The 20,506-nt window shown below is 57.8% G+C and carries 7 protein-coding genes and 3 pseudogenes; 8 read left to right on the plus strand and 2 right to left on the minus strand.

Features of this window, described 5'->3' with window-relative positions; all coding sequences use genetic code 11:
- The first annotated feature begins 63 nt into the window (after positions 1-63).
- The 8 genes and pseudogenes from IPP35_11085 (at position 64) to IPP35_11120 (ending at position 5,519) form a co-directional block, all read left to right on the plus strand.
- Positions 64-753, plus strand: coding sequence for a c-type cytochrome (locus tag IPP35_11085; protein ID MBL0059624.1), 690 nt, complete (start codon positions 64-66; stop codon positions 751-753).
- Positions 754-778: 25 nt separating this feature from the next.
- Positions 779-1,339 (plus strand): annotated as a pseudogene (locus IPP35_11090) (COX15/CtaA family protein).
- Between the two features lie 204 nt (positions 1,340-1,543).
- Positions 1,544-2,218: pseudogene (locus tag IPP35_11095) on the plus strand (protoheme IX farnesyltransferase).
- 106 nt (positions 2,219-2,324) lie between these two features.
- A pseudogene (locus tag IPP35_11100) lies at positions 2,325-3,286 on the plus strand (ATP-binding cassette domain-containing protein).
- Complete coding sequence (locus IPP35_11105) at positions 3,283-4,071, plus strand: ABC transporter permease (GenBank protein ID MBL0059625.1); 789 nt, start codon at positions 3,283-3,285, stop codon at positions 4,069-4,071. Before IPP35_11100 ends, IPP35_11105 begins: the two are co-directional and overlap by 4 nt.
- Entirely contained in the window at positions 4,071-4,697 is a 627-nt protein-coding gene (locus IPP35_11110; protein ID MBL0059626.1) for an SCO family protein, read from the plus strand. Before IPP35_11105 ends, IPP35_11110 begins: the two co-directional genes overlap by 1 nt.
- Positions 4,694-5,101 (plus strand): DUF420 domain-containing protein, encoded by a 408-nt coding sequence (locus IPP35_11115; protein MBL0059627.1) that lies wholly within the window; start codon positions 4,694-4,696, stop codon positions 5,099-5,101. The genes IPP35_11110 and IPP35_11115 overlap by 4 nt, the downstream gene beginning before the upstream one ends.
- Entirely contained in the window at positions 5,094-5,519 is a 426-nt protein-coding gene (locus IPP35_11120) for a hypothetical protein (GenBank protein MBL0059628.1), read from the plus strand. Before IPP35_11115 ends, IPP35_11120 begins: the two co-directional genes overlap by 8 nt.
- Positions 5,520-5,598: 79 nt before the next feature.
- Here IPP35_11120 and IPP35_11125 read toward each other — a convergent pair whose 3' ends face one another.
- Together IPP35_11125 and IPP35_11130 are read right to left on the minus strand one after the other, a co-directional pair.
- Positions 5,599-6,051, minus strand: coding sequence for a hypothetical protein (locus tag IPP35_11125; protein MBL0059629.1), 453 nt, complete (start codon positions 6,049-6,051; stop codon positions 5,599-5,601).
- Positions 6,052-6,126: 75 nt separating this feature from the next.
- Positions 6,127-20,433: a 4-alpha-glucanotransferase gene (locus IPP35_11130; GenBank protein MBL0059630.1), complete on the minus strand. Its 14,307-nt coding sequence runs from the start codon at positions 20,431-20,433 to the stop codon at positions 6,127-6,129.
- Positions 20,434-20,506 lie beyond the last annotated feature (73 nt).

Below are 20,506 nucleotides of genomic sequence, written 5' to 3' on the forward strand. Positions count from 1 at the left end.
CATTGAGTGCGCGGTCCGGTTGATGTAATATAGAGCATCCGATCCTTCGGGACACTTTTCCTTATGCGCTTTCTCTGTTTTATTTTGATCCTGTTTTCTTTGGCCGCTTGTTCTTCCACCCAGGACCCCGCGGCGCGAGGTCGCGCCCGTTTTATCGGTTTGGGCTGTTCGGCCTGCCACCGTGTGGGCCGCCAAGGCGGGGGGCAGGTCGGGCCGGATTTGACCACGGTGGGCCTTCGGCATTCGGCGGATTGGCTGGACCTGTGGATGAAAGATCCTAAAGGATGGAAACCCGACACCACCATGCCCGCCTATAAATTGAAGGATGACGTTCGCGCGGAGTTGGTGGCCTACATGGCGAGTCTGACGGGGGACCCTTACCGCCAAAATCCTCCCTGGAACGCCGGCACCCTGCGGGCGGATCCGGAGAAACGCGGCGAAATGATTTACAACCGGGTGGGGTGCGCGGCTTGCCATGGTTTGCGCGGGGGGGGCGGGTATCCCAACAATAATGTCGTGGGAAACAAAGTTCCGTCCCTCACTTTCGCCAGGGACGGGTTTTCCCGGGAAGAATTAAAGGAGCGGATCGCCGCGGGCCGGCGTCCCGAACCGGCGGACGCTTCTCAACCCGCACCGCTCATTTCGATGCCCGGTTGGGGCCGGTTCCTGGCCGAGGACGAGATGAAAGACCTGATCAGCTATCTCTATTCCCTGCGTCCCGCCGCGAAGCCCGGCGAAAACTGGGACCAATGATCGTTTTGACGGAGGGGACGATTTCATGAAGGACTCCACCGAATTTCATTTGGGGCGCCATCGGTTGGCCTTGGCCCTGGCCGCGGCCACGCTCAGCCTGATTTTCATCGGGGGCCTTGTGACCAGCACCCATTCGGGCCTCTCGGTGCCGGACTGGCCCCTTTCCTTCGGCCGCCTCATGCCCCCCATGGTGGGGGGCATCCTTTACGAACACGGTCATCGGATGGCCGCCACGGCGGTGGGTTTTCTGACAATTCTGACCGTCTTCGCCTTTCGACGGGAGCCCCGCGCGTGGCTTCGGCGGGCATCTTGGGCGGCGCTCGGGTTGGTCATCGTCCAGGGGGTTCTGGGCGGCTTGACCGTCCGTCTGAAACTTCCCAAACCGATCTCCATCGCCCACGGGACCTTGGCGCAAAGCTTTTTCTGCCTCACGGTGGCCCTCGCCGTTTGGACCTCGCCCGCCTGGCGGCGGCCGACCTCTTCCGCGTCATCGGAATCCGACGTGCCGCTTCCCCACATCGCTCTTCTCCTTTTTCTCTCGCTCTATATCCAACTGGTTTTGGGCGCCGTGGTGCGGCACACAGGCCATGCCGTGGAGTTTCACCTGGTGAACGCGGGGCTTATCCTCCTTTGGATCGGCTGGGTGTTTCACCGCTTGACGGAGGTTCACCCGGAAGACCCGGCGCTCTGGCGGACCGCACTGGGGCTGGGGAGCGTCTATTTCCTTCAGGTTTCTCTGGGCGTGGTCACGCTCTTAAGCCTCACGGTGAACGGCGGGCCCGCCCGGCCGATGATGGCTGTTTTGTGGACGACGGGACACGTCATGGCCGGGGCCCTGCTTTTGGGCCTGTCGGTCACCTTTTTGCTCCTGGCTTGGAAGCGGTTCCCCGCGGCGTTGACATCGGACCGGGTGAAGGATTATGTGGCGCTGACCAAACCTGGGATCAGTTTAATGGCCGCCGTGACGGCTTTGGCCGGGTTCCTCTTGGGTTCGGCAGGGGCGGTCCACGCCGTTCGGCTCGGCCACACGGCGTTGGGGACTCTCTTGGTGTCGTCCGGCGCCTGCGCCCTCAATATGTTGTTCGAACGGGATGTGGACGCCCGCATGCGCCGAACGGAATCACGGCCGCTTCCCGCCCGCCGACTGTTCCCCGGGGAGGCTCTGTTCTTGGGGGTCTTTTTGCTGGCCGGCGGGATCGTGTATCTGGCCGGATTCGTCAACGGGTTGACGGCCCTGGTGGCGGGTTTCACGGCCAGCGTCTACCTTTATATCTACACCCCGCTCAAGAAAGTTTCGGTTTTAAACACCCTCTTCGGCGCGGTGGCCGGCGCGCTTCCTCCGGTGATGGGCTGGACCGCCGCCGCGGGACAATTTGTCCTTGGCTGTCCCAGGGGGCGGGTTCCGCCTACGCTCTTTTCGCGGGACTGCTGGGGACCGGGCTCTTGGTTTTGGGTGTGTTGTTTTCAAGGGAACGGAGCGCGCTTCGGGCGCGGCGTCTCTTTCTCGCTTCCGTGGTCTATTTGCCGACTCTCCTGGCGGTTCTGGTGTGGGACGGTGTTCGGAGGGGTCTATGACGGAACCGGCCGTCGTCATCGAGGGGCTCCGGCACGATTACCCGCCGCGCCGCCGCGGCGGGGCTCCCTGTCCGGCCCTCCGTGGAATTTCTTTTCCGTGGCGGCGGGAGAACTGTTCGGCATCCTGGGGCCCAACGGCGGCGGGAAGACGACTCTTTTTCGGATCCTCTCCACGGCGCTCCGGCCCACGGCGGGGCGGGCCTCGCTCCTGGGCCAGGACGTGGGCCTTTTCCCGGAGCGGGTGCGGGAGCGGATCGGCGTGGTTTTCCAATCCCCCAGCCTGGACAAAAAACTGTCCGTCATGGAAAACATGATTCATCAGGGCCGGCTTTACGGTCTCCACGGGGCGGATCTCCGGCTTCGGGCGAAAGAATTCTTGGACCGCCTCGGCGTGGCCGACCGGGCGGGGGACACGGTGGAAACCTTGTCGGGCGGGCTTCAACGCCGCGTGGAAATCGCCAAGGGTCTGCTCCACCGGCCCTCGGCTCTGCTTTTGGATGAACCCACCACGGGGCTGGATCCGGGGGCACGCAAGGACGTCTGGACCTATCTCGCGACCTTGACCCAGCAGGGGGTGACCGTGCTGGTCACCACGCACCTGATGGAAGAGGCCGAACGCTGTTCGCGGTTGGCCCTGTTGGACCGGGGGACCTTGGCGGCCATGGGGACGCCCGCCCAGTTGAAAGAAGAGATCCGGGGCGACGTGGTGACGGTGACGTCCTCCGACACCGCGCGGCTCGTGGAGGGAATTCGGACCGCTTTCGGTTTAGAGGTCACGGCCATGGATGGCGTGGTTCGCATCGAGCGGCGGGACGGGCACCGCTTTGTCCCTCAGTTGGTGGAGGCGTTTCCGGGGTTGATCGAAACCGTACAGGTGGGAAAACCGACGCTGGAAGATGTTTTCGTCCACCACACGGGCCATCGTTTTTGGACGGAAAGCCCGGAGGCCCGCCCATGAACGCCCGCCGCTTCCTTTTGGCCACGGGAACGCTCCTGGAAAGGGAAATGTCCCGTTTTTTCCGACAGAGGAACCTCGTGATCGGCGCGCTGGCCACCCCGCTTTTGTTTTGGTTTTTTCTCGGTTCGGGTCTGGGGCGAAACTTCCAGGCGCCCCCCGGGACCTCCAGCGGAGGTCTGAACTATCTCCAGTTTTTCCTGCCCGGGACTATGGCGTTGGTGTGTTTGTTTACCGCGATCTTTTCGACGATCTCGGTCATCGAAGACCGCCAGGCGGGGTTCCTCCAAGCGGTTTTGGTGTCGCCAGCGCCGCGGGGGTCCATCGTGATGGGCAAGATGCTGGGCGGGACGGCTTTGGCTTTCCTCCAGGCGGCCATCTTCATCGCGCTCCTTCCCGTGGTGAAAGTCCCGCTCACTCTCGCCGGGGTTGTTGGGGCCTCGGTCTTGTTGATTCTGCTCGCTTTTGGATTGACCGGCCTCGGGCTCGTGATCGCCTGGACCACGGACTCGGTCCAAGGGTTCCACGCCATGATGAACCTTCTTCTCATGCCCCTCTGGTTTTTGTCCGGAGCGGTGTTCCCCGTGGCCGGCGCACCGGGGTGGATGAAAGTCCTCATGCTGGCCAACCCCGTGACCTACGCCGTGGCCGGGCTCCACCTCTGCTTCTTTGGCCCGGGGAACGGGACAGGGCCCTCGTTTTTGACGTGCGTCGGCGTCAACCTTTTGTTCGCCGGGGCCACTTTCCTGGGTTCTTGGTTCCTGGTCCGAGGAACGCGGGGCTCGTAATGGGCATTCGGCTGCCAAAGGCCGATCTGTTGTTTCGACAATTCAACCTTTGGCTCGTGCTCGGGCTCGCGGGCCTGATCGGCCTTCGGTTGTTTTTGGATCGGGACGGGCCAAATGTTCTCTTGCCGACGGCGGGCTTGTCGGCCCCTGCCTTCCGCCTGACCGAGCGGAGCGGCGGGACCGTGGCCCTGGAGGACCTTCGGGGATCCGTGTGGGTGGCCGATTTTATTTTCACCCGTTGCAAAGGTCCTTGCCCCTTCCTCTCCCAACAAATGGCCCGCCTTCAGACCCGGTTCGCCAAAGCGCCGAATTTCCGCCTCGTGTCTTTTTCCGTTGACCCCGTTTTCGATACGCCCGCCGTTTTGCGGACCTACGCCGAACGGTTCCGGGCCGATCCGGAGCGTTGGTTCTTCTTAACGGGCGATGCCGCGGCGGTGCACGACATCGTGGTCCAGGGGTTCCGGGTGGCGGTGGAAGGGGCGGAACGGCCGAAATCATCGGACCCACTGCTTCACAGCGTTCGGTTGGTTTTGGTGGATCGGGAAGGACGCCTGCGGGGCGGTTACGACGGGACGAAATCCAAAGACATGAAACGCCTGGATCGTGACATTCGGGTTCTCTTGTGATCCGCCTTCCCGCCCTGAACGCCCTTCTGAACACGGCCAGCGCCGTTTTCCTGCTGATCGGACTCCTTTGCATTCGCGCCAAAAAAATCGCCGCCCATCGGGCCGCCATGGGGGCCGCCGTCCTCACCTCGGCCCTTTTCCTGGTCTCTTACCTCTATTACCACGCCCATCACGGGGTCACGCGGTTCACCGGAACGGGGGTCGTGCGGTTCCTTTACTTAAGCCTCCTCCTGACCCACACGGTCTTGGCCATGGTCGCGGCGCCCCTGGTTCTGGCCACCCTGGCTCTGGCCCTACGGGGCCGATTCGAAACCCATCGACGGGTCGCCCGGTGGACCTGGCCGGTTTGGATGTATGTTTCGGTCACCGGCGTTATGATCTATTTCTTTCTTTACCATGGATGACCGCCCGTACGATCGCCCGGCGGCGGATTCCGCCGTTCGGTTCCGAGCCTTTCAGACCCTGCCGTCCTCCATGGAGGCCCAGCGGGACTTTTTGAACATCATCGGGAGCCTGGGGGGCCTGACCGCCCACCCCGCGGGAAAGGAAATGAATCGCGTGGCCCTGTGGAACGGGAAGGGGGAGTGCGAGGTCTTCGGTTTTGAGGAATGCGGGGAACGGGGCTTCGGGGGCGCCGTTCAATTGCCGGGTGAAACCGGGCCCCGCCTGGCCCTGGTGGGTTCTCGGGAACTGCTCTCCGAGTCCGGAATGGCCATCCCGGACCTCTTGGGCGCCGCCACCCGCGAATGGGCCGGCGACCTCATCCTCTACGCCGGATGGGACGGCCAAGCCCGAGGGGTTCTTCGTTTCTCCTCTATTTAGATCAAGTTTCCTGCCATTCACCTCGTATGCCAGTTCCTCTCTTTCATCGCGGTCATCCTACGCAACTGAAATTTCCGGGTTAAGCTTGTCGGGAGAGAATCTTGGCGAGCTCGTAGTGCCTTTGGAAATCTTCCAGCTTGAGCGGGCCCACCCGCAGGGCGTTCAGAAGGATGACCAGGGCCTCCCGGAGCGGGGAATCCCCCGGTAAATAGTCAGCGTTGGGTTGGGCTCCCTCGGGCAGGGCCAGGGTGACGGCGAGATTGGTCAGGCCTTCCGGGAAGGAGGCGCGCAATACCCGGTCGGCAACAGCCAAGTCGACTTGGCCGTTTTCCAAGAGAGACCCCTGAACCTCCGCCACCTCGGCCGGAACCAAGAGCGCGCCCCCTCTGTCCTGGATGGCGCGCCGAGCGGCCCGGTCGGCCTCCTCGGAGGTCGGAACCAAAATCAGTCGCCCTTTGGCGGGAAATCTAGAGAGCATCTTCATGGCGATCTGAACGTCCCTTTGGTTTCGGACGACCGCTTCCAAGACCATCCTCTTCTCCCCCATTCCCGGCGTCAATGGTTGCGCCGTTTGAGCGATGGGGAACCCGCCGCGGAGGGAAAGCAGTCAGTTCAGCGCTTCCGCCACCGACAAGGTCCCGTGGTCTTCTCCTCCTAAAGCTTTTTCGAAAGCAACCCGATAAGCGCCATCCTCAATGTTTTGGGCCACGCGGGAGGTGAACGCCGCGCCCGCCGGATTTACCCCGCCCGTTAGAACTTGTTCCACCCCAAGGGCCCTACCGCCGGAAGAAGACCTTGAATGTCTTCCTCGCATACTTTTCGCCAGGAGCGAGGCATCTCCAGCCGCGGTGGAAATGTTTGCCCGGAGTGCGCCGTTAAATAGACGGTGGGCGTCCTTGGACGGGGAATGACGCAAAGACATTTGAAAGTGGCGTGTAGGACCCAGGTTGAGAAACCGGCTCAGTTGGTGGAAATGAGGTCCGGCGACAGTAAAAGAATTTTTATTTTCAAGGGATTGAATAACGCCGGCCAGAGCGTCCGGACGGTCTTTTAGGTAAAAAGCGGTGGCGAGCGTGGCTTGGGTTTCGGTTTTGGACGGGTTCAGAAGGTGATAGCCTTCATGCCAAACAACGACATTCAGGAGGTTTTGGGCCGTTTCCCGTTTCTCCTTGGGAGCGCGAAGGAGGGCGCGATTGATTTCTATCCGGTGCGGTGTGTATCGGCCGACGGCCTCCGTGTTGTAAGAGACCAACAGCGGAATGACCGCTGGGGGAGCGTGATCCAGGGTCGAGGCCCATTCACGCAGGCTTTGGGTGAGGAGACTGACTTCATCCGCGCCTAAGAAGCCTTCGGTGTCGGAGCTGGGAATGAGGTTCACCTCTCCCTGTTCATTGAAAGCGGCGGTGAGGCGGATCTCGGGCGTTTGCTCCTCAAACCCCACCCGTCGAATCCACATCGGGAACATAAAACTTACTCCCTTGACGGTGGCCCCAACGGTTTTGTGCAAGGAGTCCAACTTGTCCCGCATGGCTTGGGCCTCGGGCCCTCCAGCGTCAAGGGCGGCGGCAATGATGTTGAACATGCGGTTGTATTCGTAAAGCATGCAAACCGGCGGGCACATGGTCGCCACACAGGTTTGTTTGAGGAAGGACATGACGGCCTTTCGCTTTTCGGAGGCCCAAAGTTCCAAGAACGGGGTCGTTTTTAAGTTCCCCAAAATCAACTCATCGTTCATGGCGAGTTCCACGCACCCATACACCGTTCCGTTCGGCACCACGAACACCACCAAGGGAGAGGCGAGGCATTTCGCGTAGGCCCGCGTCTTTGAAGAAGTCCCTTCGATGCGAGCGGTGGGAACGACCACGGAAATGGTTTTTCGGTCGATGTTGTCCTTCAGGATCGTCTTCGCTTTTTCAAGTTCTTTCAGCGCTTCCTGAAATAGCTCCGCGCTGAATTGTTCCCCGTCCCGGAAATAGCGAACAGACTCCTCGTAAAAACGACGATGAGGTTCGCTGGTTTTAAGGAAATCGATGGTCCGAGAGATGCTGTCCCCGTGTTGGATTTTGCTCGCCACATAATTGACGGTCGGCCGGTAGGATAAATTTCCGAACATGCCAGGGTACTGATCATCAATTTCCTTGACGCGTTTAGCCACCTCGGCGAGATCGTAGACGTTCAATGGACTGATAATGACCCCCACATCGATCCCTGTCTGGCATTGTTGACCCATTTCGCTTTTCACGCGGGCCAAGGTTTTTAAATTGGCGATCACCGCATGAAATGTTTCCTCGCCTTTTAGTCCGTGAAAAAGCTGATGAATCTGTGGGGTTCCCGCGTTTAGACTGACTCGCAAAAAGGAAAGCCCGATGCTCAAAATATCCCTGATCTTTTTCTCGTTCAAATAGCTCCCGTTGGTAAACAACCCGACGTCCAGTCCCTTTGCCTTGGCGTAGCGCAACCCTTCGATGGTGTTTGGATTGAGCAGCGGCTCCCCGCCACCGGTGAACACAATTCCTTTAACGCCGTTTTGAGCCAGGTCGTCGATATAATGTTTCATGTCGGCCAGGCTCATCAAAAGGTCTTCATGGGGCACCAATTTCGCGCGGATCTCGTCTTTGTTCTTACCATAACTGCACGTTCCGCAATGGTAGTTGCAGGCCAAAGATGGAACGAGTTGAACCGTGACCGGGCGGACCCCGTCAAAATCTCCGGCCTTGAGTCGATCCACCACCTCTTGGCTCGAGGCCCACTTGGCCGGGGTGTAGGCCCCATATTCCAAGTGAAGATTTTTTTCCAACTCCTCAATGGGGGAAAGCGGCGGTTCGATCGTTTTCGTGGGGACGGATTTAGTCCGGGTGGAGCGATAAAAACGAATGGGTTGCCAGTTCTCTTGAACGTCTTTCGGCTCAGGTGATTCCACCCGTTGGTTGAGATCGGGGGACGTTCTCCGATTGGAAGGTGTTGACCCGTCTTGCGTTGATGGACCCGAACCGGACGGCGGGAATAAAGCCAGCAAAGCTGAAACCTTTCGGCGAACGTTTTTGACCGCCAGCTGGCCGGAGGCTTGGAGAACCAGGACGTCCTTCCCATTGGCGACCATGAGGGCGCGGCGAACCCCTTGTTTCGCCAACGCGGCCGCCAACTGGCGCAGATCGGCACCGCGTTGGTTCGTCTCTCCCAAAACCGTCACGACCACCAGGCGTTTGTCCTTGTCCTCGCCGATGACGGTGTGGGGATGAAACCCTGGCAATAATCGAACGGTGGCCGTGTTCTTGAGCTCGTCCATGAAGTAGTCGCCGGGCTTTTTGACTTCCAAGGTTTCCTTTTTCCTCTGGTAACCCCACTCCCGAAATTTTTCTTCGACCCGGGGGAGATCAAGCCCAACGGCCCCTAGGGGTTCCAGGGAAAGAGTGACGGCCTCTCCATTGAAAGCGCGACGTCGGAGATCCGCATTTTGGTGGAGTTCGCCTTTTCCATCGGCCAGGCCCCAGGTGAGCCCCCCGCCCGGGAAGTTGGGGAGATTGGAAAATACAGGGAGGCGGAAAAGGTGGCGGATATCGTCCCACTCATCGGGGTTGATCGCGGGGGTTCCATCCTCAATCAGCACGGGACCTCGGAAGGCCGCCGCGAGATCTCTCACCGGGGCATCGTTCTCTCCGTAGGGAATCCAGTCTTTCTTCTCTTTTTGGAACCGCAGCGTTCGAAAAGCGGTCTCCCCTCCCTTGGTCGTTCCCAGCCAAAGGTGAGGGGTGCCGACGTCCTTCTCCCTGGCGTTCCTGAACAATTTCCCTTGGCGATAAATGAAATACCCGGTATTTACTCCCACATTGCTTGTCGCCAGCCCGATGGAAGAGGGGTCCCCTTTCATGCCGACGGCTTTGCTAAGGGCAGAGGTTTTGACCCGAATATTTTCAAGAGTTTGCCGGGCCATTTCCACCGGGATGGGCTGGCCGCGGACCAAGAGATGGTTTTCCCTTCGGTTGATATCGGCAACGGACAATCCATCTTCAGCGAATGCCTTTTCGGACACGCCGATACGGAGCGTGGCCCCCGGGGGAAGGGGCGTTATTATAGGGTGGACCGGCAAACCTCGCCAAGGCCCGATTTTTAGGCGAAGGAAGGATATGGAAAGGTTTTGGAGCCATCTCTCCGCGATTTTGAAAAAAAGGAGGGTCCGGTAGCGGACGGATTTTTCTCGAACGTCCTTTAGGTCTCCTGCCAGGCGAGATTTGTAAAGCGGAATAAAGTTGCCGTCGACGCATTCGGCTCTTTCCGTTGATAAATAATGGGAACTTAAAATGCCGGCGTGGGCCACTCGAAACAAAGATCCCTCCGGGTCGATCTCGGCTATTTCGTTTGGCATGTAACGGGCGCCGAACCATCGCGTCTTTCCCGTAATGATGGAAAAGATTTGGGGGATTTCATCAAGGCCGATGGGGCGTATCACCCGCCCAAAGGGGGTCAGATAAGGGGGGCCGTTAGGATCGTTCCCCCTCGTCATGGTTCGAATTTTAAGAACCTTAATCTGGCGGCCGTTGTGCCCAGCGCGCGGGTGAAAATAAAAGATCGGCCCCGGTGATCCGGCCCTGACAAAAGGAATTTGAAGCCCGAGCAATAGGAGGGCTAAGGGGAGTAGCATCAGAGCCATGCCTTTCCCCACCCCTGTCCATAAAACGTCGTTATAGGATTTTGAATTTAAGGACGCCGTCATTTTTTTCAATAAACGCTTGCCTTGGCGGGTTCCGCCGTCAAATAAAGCGTGGGCAAGGCAGGCGATGGGCCAAATGAATAGGGAGAGTGTTCTGATCTGGTCGGCGCTCAGGCCAAGGGTCGAGACGTCGAAGATTCCCCACAAGGACAGGGTGATGGCCGCCGTGTAAAGGGTGGACATGGACAGGACGTTGCGAAGGCTGATGTCTTTGGGGGAAAGGGTTTTGGGGAGCCAGGAAACGGGGAGGAGGTGGTGGGAGTGGGAGGCCAAGAACACCGATCCAAAAACGGCGCCCACCAGAGGGGCGACGACGCTGACGATGGCGGAACCATCGAGGAAAGCCAACCCAGTCCAGGCCAATGCGGTGGTGGTGATGGCCAGCCCGGTTCCAATCAACGGCGCCAGGGCTTTGTAGATCTTTCCAACCCGGTCAACCCCGACCCCCGCGCCAAACAGGACTTCGGCCAACTTGACTCCCCACAGGCTCGTCGCGCGGCGATGGCCCGGGCCAGGGATCGTTGGTGTTTTTGGGGCCCTCCCCCAACGGACAACGGTCTCCAGCGGAATGACGGCTTGTTCTTCATCCGGTCGGGCCGACACCTCGTATTCGAGTTCATACAGAGCTCGGGATAAAACGGCCCAATCGATGAGAAGCTTCATGTGACTCGAATCCCAATGCGGGAGAAAGAGGTGTTCCTTTTGGCGCTTCTCGATGGTTTTTAAATAGGAGTCCACCAAGCGTTGGCCCATTTCGCGTTCAACCTGGTCAGCGAAAGAAAGCAAGGCAACGACGTCCTTTTCGGCCCCCGCCTCGGCTCTCGGGTCGTTGAGAAGGTGAAAAAGCCGTTCCATGTCGACCGAGAGAGCCTTGTTTAATACCGCGTATTTAATGTAACCAAAGGCGCGTAGCAGGCCGGCCACATCGTCCGCCGGCAATGTTTTACGCCGGCGCTCTTCAAGAGAAGACAGCGGAGCCCCGCCAAAATCCAGAACCCTCAGCCGGTAATCCGGACCGAGCACGATCTGGTCCAGTTGCATATCCCCATGGACCCGGGAGAGACCCACCGAGGGTTGGGATTCCAAGGCCGACCCGAGCGTTTTAATTGATTCGGGGAAAATAAATAAAGACCTTGGCGGACATCGGCATACACGGCCCCCCCGTCCGGCCGTTTTGGCGAGAACGTGATGGGCTCGGGCTTGAGCCTCTCGCAAGAACCTCGACCGGACTTCGTTCGGAGTCGCTGAGGTCCGCCCGAATCCTGCTTCTTCGCTTGCCGCCAACGCGATATGGAGATCGGCGATGGTTTCTCCCAAAACCGAGATGAGCTCGCCGAACGTGGGTCCTGAGCCGATTTTATCCTCCAACGCCTTCTTAAAGGAGTTCGGGTCGCCCGTCTCAAGAAACTGTTGGACGGCATGGGAAAACAAAGTCCAAATTTGGTAACCGGAGGAAGCCTCCCATTTTTCAAAGCCGGGAGGACCGTTGTTTTTCTCAATCACCAGGCAGAGGGGAATCCGTTGTCCGTCTTTGCCTTCAAAAACGACGCCTCCGCGGAACGCCACCATATGGGGGAATCGTTGACCGGCGAGGGCGGCGTACATTTCAGGTTCAGTGTCCCCGCCCACCCGCTTGAGGGTTTTTACGACAAGAGGCGTTTCTTCCAATTTCACCTCCGTCAAAACGTTGGAGGATGTTTTCCCCGTCCCCGCCATCAGGTCTCGGGGCGTGGACAGCCGTCCAGACAGCCCCGTTGCCTGGGTCCCCTCGAATAGGATGCGGTTCCCCTGATCCGTGGTGAGCGTGGTCGTTTCAGATAAATAATGGAAGAGCGCCCGTTGATAGGCTTGCGTATGTTCGGCCGGAGCCACGACGATGGATTTTCCCCCAACGGAAACAGCGACGGGGTTTTTGAGCCCGTTCGGCGTCGACGAGAGGAGAAGGGGGACATAATAGGTCTGGGGCCCATCCGACGTCCGAACTTGGATGAGGAACCCATGCACGCTGGGGCCGTCCGATGGGTTGGACAAAACGAAATGGTCGCTGACGCGGACGTGATCCCATGTGCTCGACTTAGCCAAAAACCATCGCTGCTGTTTCAGCCATTCCTCCAACCCTTTGAACATGTCGTCGTAAGAAGGGGGATTTGTCTCTTTTCCAGGAGGAACGGGTTCTGTCTGTCCGTAGGTCGCCGAAAGGGGGTTGGTGTTCGTCCCCGACCGGATTCCCACCAAGTAACCGACCTCCGAAACAGGCTGACCATTAAAATAATATTGGTAAGCATGGGTGCCCAGCGTCGTTGTCTCGGCCGGGATACTGGCGTGGAATACTTGGACGTGGAGCGGGTTCTGCGCGGGGTTCCCCACCGGCGTCATGGCCCACCGACGACCATCCGAAAAAACAACTTCGGCTGAATGCACCGTGCCTAAATAAGAGGCGTCCAGGAGGAAGGATTCGCCTTCGAAAGCGACTTGTTTTGAACCGGGGCCTACCGGAGGTCGAGTGGCGAGAAGTCCCGGACGGGCTTGATGTTCAAAAGAATGCCGGGCTTTTATCCTTGACAGTCGGAGGATGAGTTCCACAACATCCGAGGCCACGGTGGAAACGCGGGGCGACGGGGACTCCGACGCGCTCATCAAATCCTCGATAGGGACCGGGGCGCGGGCGGTCCAGAATCCGCTTTGCCCGGGAATGTTGATGATGCCTTCTTCCCCGGAACCGAAAAGGTCCGGGGCCTGAAAGAGGGCCGTTCCGGCTTGGGAGTCGGCCACGGAGGACAACACGCCTTCCTGCAAAGGCCGACTCCATTCGAGGGTGGCGACGTCAGGTCGGCGCGAAAGATATCCTTTGTCCCTAAGCCATTCCAAAACGCCCCATTTCTGGGTGTCGTTTTTAAAATAATATTTTTGACCGGACCACTTCCCTTCTCCTGTCCACCATCCGCGCAGGGTCACGGTATCGTGGAAGCCGAAATAGGCGTAATCCAGGGTTCCGACGCGGTCAAACCAATAGTCGTTCATGTCGCCAATGAACCGTTGAAATCCGAAATAAAGGGGTTTGAACTGGGAGGCCCCCATGTCCACCAACGACTGGGTGACCTTTGGGGGGACGGCGCCAAGGTTTTCCATCACGAGAGTTTTTCCCTGACGCTGGGCTTCCGCCATAAACGACGACAAGATCTCCTCGCCGAACCCGGGGTTGAAGAAACACAACCGAAGGCTGTCGGTGGGACGAAGGAATTGACCCTCTTCCCGAATTAATTTTTCAAGGTAATCGATCTTGCCGAGAGGGGGGGGTGTCAGGATGGTGTAGAGGAGGTCTTGGGAATGCTCCGCCGCGTTTTGGGAATACCAACCCTTATCGGTCCGGTCGTATGTCCCCGGGGAAAAGGACCGGCGGGCCGCGAGCAGGACTCCATTTGGGTGAAGGTGGCCTTCCCCATCAAAGGCGGGCCTTCGAATTTCATCGGGGCACTTTTTTCTCATCGCATCCAGGACGATGGCGTACACCCGCCTCCTTTTCTCGGCGGGGTCCCCTTCCCCCTTAAAAACGCGCTCCACCTCCGCCCATATCCCCAAATTCGCCAAAGTGAATTCCCAGCGGGTGTCTTCCATCATGTAATAGAGTTCGTAATAGCCCAGGAGATGATCGATCCTTAAAATAGAACTGAAACGAAGCATGTAACGAAGGCGTTCGAGCAACAATTGTTTTCCATGCTCGTTCATTTTTAACAAGGTGAACTGCCAGTGCTGGGGGATGTCCAAGCGATGGGGAGGCACCCCCTGGGTGAAATCTCGTTTCAACGTGGTTGGGTCGATGTGAAACGCCGGCAAATGGGTCCAAACGTCGGCGGAACCGAAAGCGAAGGGTTGGTCCAACATGATGTCCACCGGATCCTCGCCTTCCCGAGCCAGGCGGACGACGCCTGACATTTGTCGGGCGATAATCCATTGGACGAACGCTCCAAAGAGGATTTCCTCCCGGTGTTTGTCTTTCAGTGCCTCCAACACCTGGGGATCACGCGTCGCGATCTCTTTCGGCCATTGGCTGAAATCTTCCGTCGCGAATTCCCGACTTAAGGAAAAAAAGACAAGATGGTCGGCCAGCCATTCCGCGTTTTCAACGCAGTATGTTTTGAAGCTTCGGTTAAGTTCGCTGCCTTTCCCGAATTCCAGATTGCCTTTTCCGATGAGGAATTGAGAAATGGTCCCTTCTTCTTTGTCCAATTCGGTGGTTTTGAAACCCTGAAATACAGCCTGCAAAACCTCCAATTTCAAATCCCTCGTTTGGTGGTTCGTGGATATTGCTTCTTTCGCCAATGCCGCTCCTCGCACCCCTAGCGTTTGCCTCAACCCCCACGCCCGTTTATAAGCGGGTTTGTCGCTGTTCTCCGTCACCCCTAATTGTCGGAAAAGATCTTCTAACCCAATGTAGACCGGGTCTAGGATATAAGAGCTTCCAATCGCATAAGGGCAGTTGTCCGCTGTGGGATACTGAAGCGGGAGGATTTGGAGAACCCGCTGTTTTGTTTTCTTGGCGAAAGCCACCACTTGTGCAAAGGTGTCGAAATCCCCGACCCCCCAATCGGATCTGCTCCGCCAATAAGACAGGGGCGCGAAGATCCCCATGGTTCGAAATCCTAAAAACGACAATGAATGCGAGAGTGAATGGCCTTCATTCAAGGATCGAGCCGACCCGTTGCTGTTTGGCGGGGTTCCCGCTCGCCCGATCCCGCCGAGAATCCCGAGGCTTAACTCTTGGAGAAGGTTGGCGTCGGAGATCCAGTCCGCCAAACCGAGACCCGCCAACAAAATGGCCGCGACGGTGAAGAATAAGGGTTGAAGACGCGATTCAAAATTCGTTTCAGATGAATGAACGAAGAAATTGACCACCCGATGCCATGCGGTGACGACAAACAGGGAGAGGGTCAGGAGATAGAGGGCCGGAAGGGGAAATGTGGCGATGACGAAAATAGGAATGGCAACGAGGATGGACCAAGAAATGTTGGAGACTGGCGGGGCCCTGTCCTTGGCGAAGAACCGGTAAACCACCCATTCGGCGACGTGGGCGGCGATGAAAAAAATTCCCAAAACGCGGAGAAGGGAGGGGGCCTCTCCCGCCAAGGCCAGGCCCAGAGGGTGGAGAAATCCTTCCCAGGCCATCCCATTCATGCCCCACAGGGTCCACATCGCCCCTGCCCCCGCGAGGCCGCTTCCCAAAAGGATCAAAGCCAGGGATTCCGTCCACCACGCCCGTTCCGGATGTTCTCGTGAGCCCAGGAAGTAAAGGAGACCGCCGGTGGGATTGTTTTGCCCCGGATTCTCCATCGGTTCGAGCCGCATCAACACCGGGTCGTATCGAAGCGGCCGAACGTTCTTCAGGTGGTTGACCAGGAGGGTTTGAAGTTTTTCAATCCGTTGTTTGTCCGATCCGCCGAAATCAAAACCGGCCTCCGTGCGAATCCCCCAGAGTTCATTTCCGGAACTCAACCCTTTTTCGGGGACATCGATAGGAAGCAAGCCGGCGTTTCCCAAAGCCTCCAGCGGGTAGCCCACGGCGTTGGCGACCAGGTCAATCAGTTCGCCGTCCGTCATTTTTTCAAAATGATCGTCGTAGACCTTAAACCGCGAAAGGCGCCATGGGTAACCCCGCTCTCTCGTCACCCTTTCAGCGGTGGGTTTGATTCGAGTGAGCGAGATAGGACGGGTCACCACGGCCACCCGGGGTTGGGGGTTTGAAGTCACGCGAGCGATGACCGGCTGGCTGTTGATGAAATTCAACTCGGTGTTTCGAGACCCTTCGGTTTCCTGGTGTAGGCGATCGGAGGGAATGCCCTCCCGCGTCAACACGTAACGGAGAAGGAAGGACTCTTCGATTTCATCCGCTGTCCGGGGCGGTGTTCGTCCCCCGGGGGGAACCATGGTCTTTAACTCACCAAGCAACTGTTCACCGCTGATATTGTAGTGGGCCAACACCCGCGCCAGAAGAGGCCGGGTTCCGCTCCCGCGACCGCCGGCCAAAACGATGGGCACGCCCGAATACGAATCGATATAGCGTTTGGCGAATTCCAGGAACGTTTTTAAATCGGGGTTCCCCAACAGGAGAAAGACATCGGGGCGCCCAACCAGAAAATCCGACCGGGAGATCTCTCGGTAAAAAGGGCTGAAACCCCGCCACAGGGCTTCGCGGGTTCTCCTGATGGCCAAAGGACGTCCCTGAAGGGTCTTCCTCTGGTCCGCGGCTTGAGGCGAAAGAGTCACGCGGGCAACGCTGGAGGATCCAAAAGAAAAGGGCAGTCGGTAATAACGGCCAAAATCCACCCGCAAGGGGAGAGACTCTTCGGCCCGATCATCCGCGTGGTTGCGATAAGAAAAAGAAGTTCTCAGTTCCTGCTCCCATTTATCCATCAAAGGCCCTGAACTTTGAGGTCTTTGGACAAGCCAATCTTGGGGAACCGCGACCCACGTGTGCTCAGCGCCTTTCTGCGGGTAAAAATCAAAGACGCGGATTTCGAAACGTCCGTCTTTGGTTTTGACCGCGAAAGAGAAATACCGTTCCCGGTTGTTGTTGTCCAAAATCTCAACGTTCTCGGCGTCTTTGAAAAGGGAGTTGAGTTCAAAAACCAGATTCCGTCTGGGGGATCGGTGGAAAACTCGCCGATAGGCGAGATACCCGCGGCGCGCTTGGCGCAAAAACGGATGCCGAAAATTGTTCCATACCCAATCCTCCCCGCCGGCTTGAGGGAAATTCTGCCCTTCCTCATATGAAAGATCCCGCCATTCCACGAGGAATGGAATTTGTTTTAAGTAGGAATAGGTTAACGCGAGCGCCAGAAAGGCTTCCTGGGGACTTTCGATGGGCTCACCCCGGGAGTCGCGCCGGGCCATGTTTCTCAGAGCGGGGTCGTCGTAATTGGTGGCAAAAAAAGTATGTTGGCCCTTTTTCGTTCCCAACTTCTCCAGGTGACGGTTGAGTTCCTCCAGCGCATGCGGGTCCCCCAACACGATCTTCTCCAACAGCTGATGTGGTTTCTCGTCATAAACGGACTCCATTGGAAAATGTTGCAGAAAGTCATCGCGCCAGTCGAAATGTTCATGTTCCCGGTAGGCCTCCATGAGAAAATGGAATTCAGCGCCTTTGGCCGCGGCGTAGGATTGGATTTCATGGATAAGGCTCGACCATGTTTTCCATTCCGGGTCGCGCTGGGGTGAAATCGCCAGGTGAGCCATGTCGACACGGACGCCATCGACGCCGGCGTCCACGAGACGTTGGAGGTATTCTTTAATGTGGTTTTGATAGTCGGGGTTGGCGAAATCAGGCTTGACCTGGTCCGCGCCGACGCCAAAATTGCCAACGAGAACCCGAACTTTTTTGTCCCCCTCGCTCCAACGCACAAGAGAGTGGCCCGGGTGGTTGAACAGAATCTCTTCGTCGGTCCGATTGGACTCTTCGTCCGGCACTCTCCATCGGCTCTCGGCCCAGGCCCAGTTTTTCGGGGTGATCGCGTCGGGGGACATCCATAACACCAAATCCATCTTGACTTTAATTCCCCAGCGATGCGCCTCCTCCGCAAAATCCTGAATTTCTTTCCAACGTTCACCGTTGTCTTTTCCATCGAAGACGTTCGGGTTTAATTCGGCGGGGTCGTATCGGGAGAAATTAGAACCCTTGGAGTCTTCCATGAGGATCCCTTCCTCGGTGACCATTCTCTTCGGTTGATAGCCGTGAACCAAGGACACGGCGTTTCCCGCGTATCGGAATCGCCATTGCCTGTCTTTCGTGGTATGGACTTCAATTCCCATTTGGCTCGGTGTGGAGACGCCATTGAACAAATAGACCTCCCCGATGCCCAACTCCCTCAGTTCCCTCAGACTCCGTTTCGCTTTCGGAATACCGCGCTTCGTGTTCAGATGGCCGCCATCCAGGTAGCTTCCCGCGTCCAGGACGTTGATAATGACGGTGGTGTGTTTGAACGCCGGTTCTTCGGAGGTTGGCGGGGCCGCCGTGGCGAGGGCGAAAGGGACCAGGCCCAGAGGGCCAATTTCGTTTATCAGGTCGAGGGAAACCCCAGTCAAAAAAACGTCGCCGAAGAGAATAAAAGGCGTGAGAAGGAGAAGCGTGCCTCCCGCCCAGGCGGCGGTTCGGCTCAGACGCGCCCCGCCGGTTTTATTGTCTTGGTGGGATCCGACGAATGTGGCGGCCATCGTCGTTCCGATGAGCGCCAAAGACGCCGCAAAGGCCGCCCCCCCGCGTTTGATTTGGCCGAGGATATTTTCACGGAGGCCCGGGGTCTTTGGATTAAGCGCCAGGGAGGCGTTGGTGATCCCGGATGCCGTTCCGGAAGCCTGCGCGAGGAAAACCGCCCCTCCGGCGGCCAGAGAAACGCTCACGGGTCCCGCGGTTGTCTCGCTCAGATGGGACAGGGCGCCGAGGCCGCCTAACGCGTGAAACGCGTCATTCAGATCCATGATTCCGGCGGTTTGCCCCAGGAGAACAAGCGCCAAAACCGTCACCACGGGTAATAGAATTTGCCGGACGGGAGGCGCTATCGGAGGCTGAGCGAGGAAAAGTTTTTCGCCTTTGAAAAGTTGGTCCAGCGGGGTTTTCTCCTGGGTGAAAACCGATAGATACGTGGAGCCCTGGGCGGTGTCCAATTTTTCTATTTTCGGGACGACGCTGAGGACGGTGGCGCCGGCTTGGGTGAGTTGGGCTGTCAGGCCCGGTGTGTGATATCCTCCCGTCACCAGGATCGACGGAGAGGGGGATTTTCCCTCTCGCATGGCTTTCAGCAGGTTGGCCGCCATGGCGCGGTCTCGGAAATCGGCTTCCCTGTAGAAGGCTTCGAAGACGGATAATTCCTTCATGTCACCGGACAGGGAACGGTATTCCTTCCACTCTTCCGGGGTGAGGCTGAAATCCACCAGTTTTCCCGCGAGATAAGCGAACCGGGCTTTTTGCACGACCGTCCTGGCTTCCGGAGTGTTGGCCAATTGAGCATAGGCGCTTCGTTCCAGCGACATCAAATCTTCAAGGAGGATTTCAGCGTCGATGCCATCGGCCAGAAGGACGTAACGGATGTATTCCCCCATGGCGGGAAACGACTCCAAAGAAAACCCCGCCTTGGAACAGACGTTTTTCAAGTAGCGGTAGAAGTCGGCGTAACTCATTTCGCCGGAACGGTAAGCCACGCTTTGGGCGGTCAAATCCTCCATTTCCAGGCGGTCCATTTTTTGGATCAATTGATGGATCAGGGCGGTGCGCTCGTTCTCCACTTGCCTAAAGTCCATGGTTTTTTCCAAGGACAAGGTTTGCTGGAACAAGCGAATGGAGGGCGGGAGGGGAAGGTGGAAGGAGGGATCGGCTAGAACTTCGACAAAAGCCCCAAAACCCAAACGGTTTTCGTGATAGGATTCAACAGCCGCATCAAAAACTTTAAGTTTGGTTGAGAATACGAGGTTCTTCTCTCGGGCCAGGGTGATTTTTCTCTTCGCCAAATCTTTTTTCAAGGGTTCAATCCGCGGCGCGGTTTGGCGATAGGCTTCCACGTTGGCGTTGTAATGGGCCGGGTCCTCGATCCCGATCAAAGGAGGAAGGAACCCGGTTCCGGTCAACGCCGCGTGGATGGGTCCGGAAATTTTGTTTTGTTTCAACAGGTAGTCGGCGCTCATTTCCACCGCTTTTCGATGGGTGAAGTCACGATAAGGCTGAAGTTGGATGTCCCCCCAGGTTCCCTCCAAGGCGATGAGACCGCTTTGTCGGGCGTCGACAAGGGATCCCACCAGGCGCCCGATATTTTTTTGCGCATCCAGGTTTTGGTGAACGTCTTGGATGTGGACGATCACGGGACTAAGCTTGGAGGGTTTGGGCCCCAGCGACACCTGACGCAGGGTGCCGTAGGCCGGGGAGATGGCCCGGAGGAGTTCCGCGTGGTCTTCCATGAAATTCTTTGGGACCGATCGGACCCTGCTTTGGGAGAACGAGGGAGCGATTTTATTCGGGGAAGGGAACTGGCCTCCCAGTGATTGGGCGGAACCCAGGTCGGGAAGGGAAGCCAAAAGTGTCGGGGCGGACCGCTGTTCCCGGCCCTTCCGCCGTTCCGCCCAAATATTCGTTTCAGGGGAATAGGCCCATAGACAGTTGGTGCTGAAAAAAAGGACCCCAATCGCGGCGGCCACGCATCGGGTGAGGTTGGTTCGGGAACCCATGGATGACAAATTAGCGAATTCGCTTGGAAAATGGCCTTAAAAAGTTGTAACAATTTTGTAACAGGATAAAAGA

The sequence above is a fragment of the Elusimicrobiota bacterium genome, from assembly GCA_016721625.1.
Taxonomy (GTDB): Bacteria; Elusimicrobiota; Elusimicrobia; order FEN-1173; family FEN-1173; genus JADKHR01.

Excerpts from the sequence above, each read along its gene's own strand:
- IPP35_11130 (MBL0059630.1), bottom strand. The coding sequence starts at position 20,433 with ATGGGTTCCCGAACCAACCTCACCCGATGCGTGGCCGCCGCGATTGGG.
- IPP35_11110 (MBL0059626.1), top strand. The coding sequence starts at position 4,071 with ATGGGCATTCGGCTGCCAAAGGCCGATCTGTTGTTTCGACAATTCAAC.
- IPP35_11120 (MBL0059628.1), top strand. The coding sequence starts at position 5,094 with ATGGATGACCGCCCGTACGATCGCCCGGCGGCGGATTCCGCCGTTCGG.
- IPP35_11125 (MBL0059629.1), bottom strand. The coding sequence starts at position 6,051 with ATGGTCTTGGAAGCGGTCGTCCGAAACCAAAGGGACGTTCAGATCGCC.
- IPP35_11085 (MBL0059624.1), top strand. The coding sequence starts at position 64 with ATGCGCTTTCTCTGTTTTATTTTGATCCTGTTTTCTTTGGCCGCTTGT.
- IPP35_11105 (MBL0059625.1), top strand. The coding sequence starts at position 3,283 with ATGAACGCCCGCCGCTTCCTTTTGGCCACGGGAACGCTCCTGGAAAGG.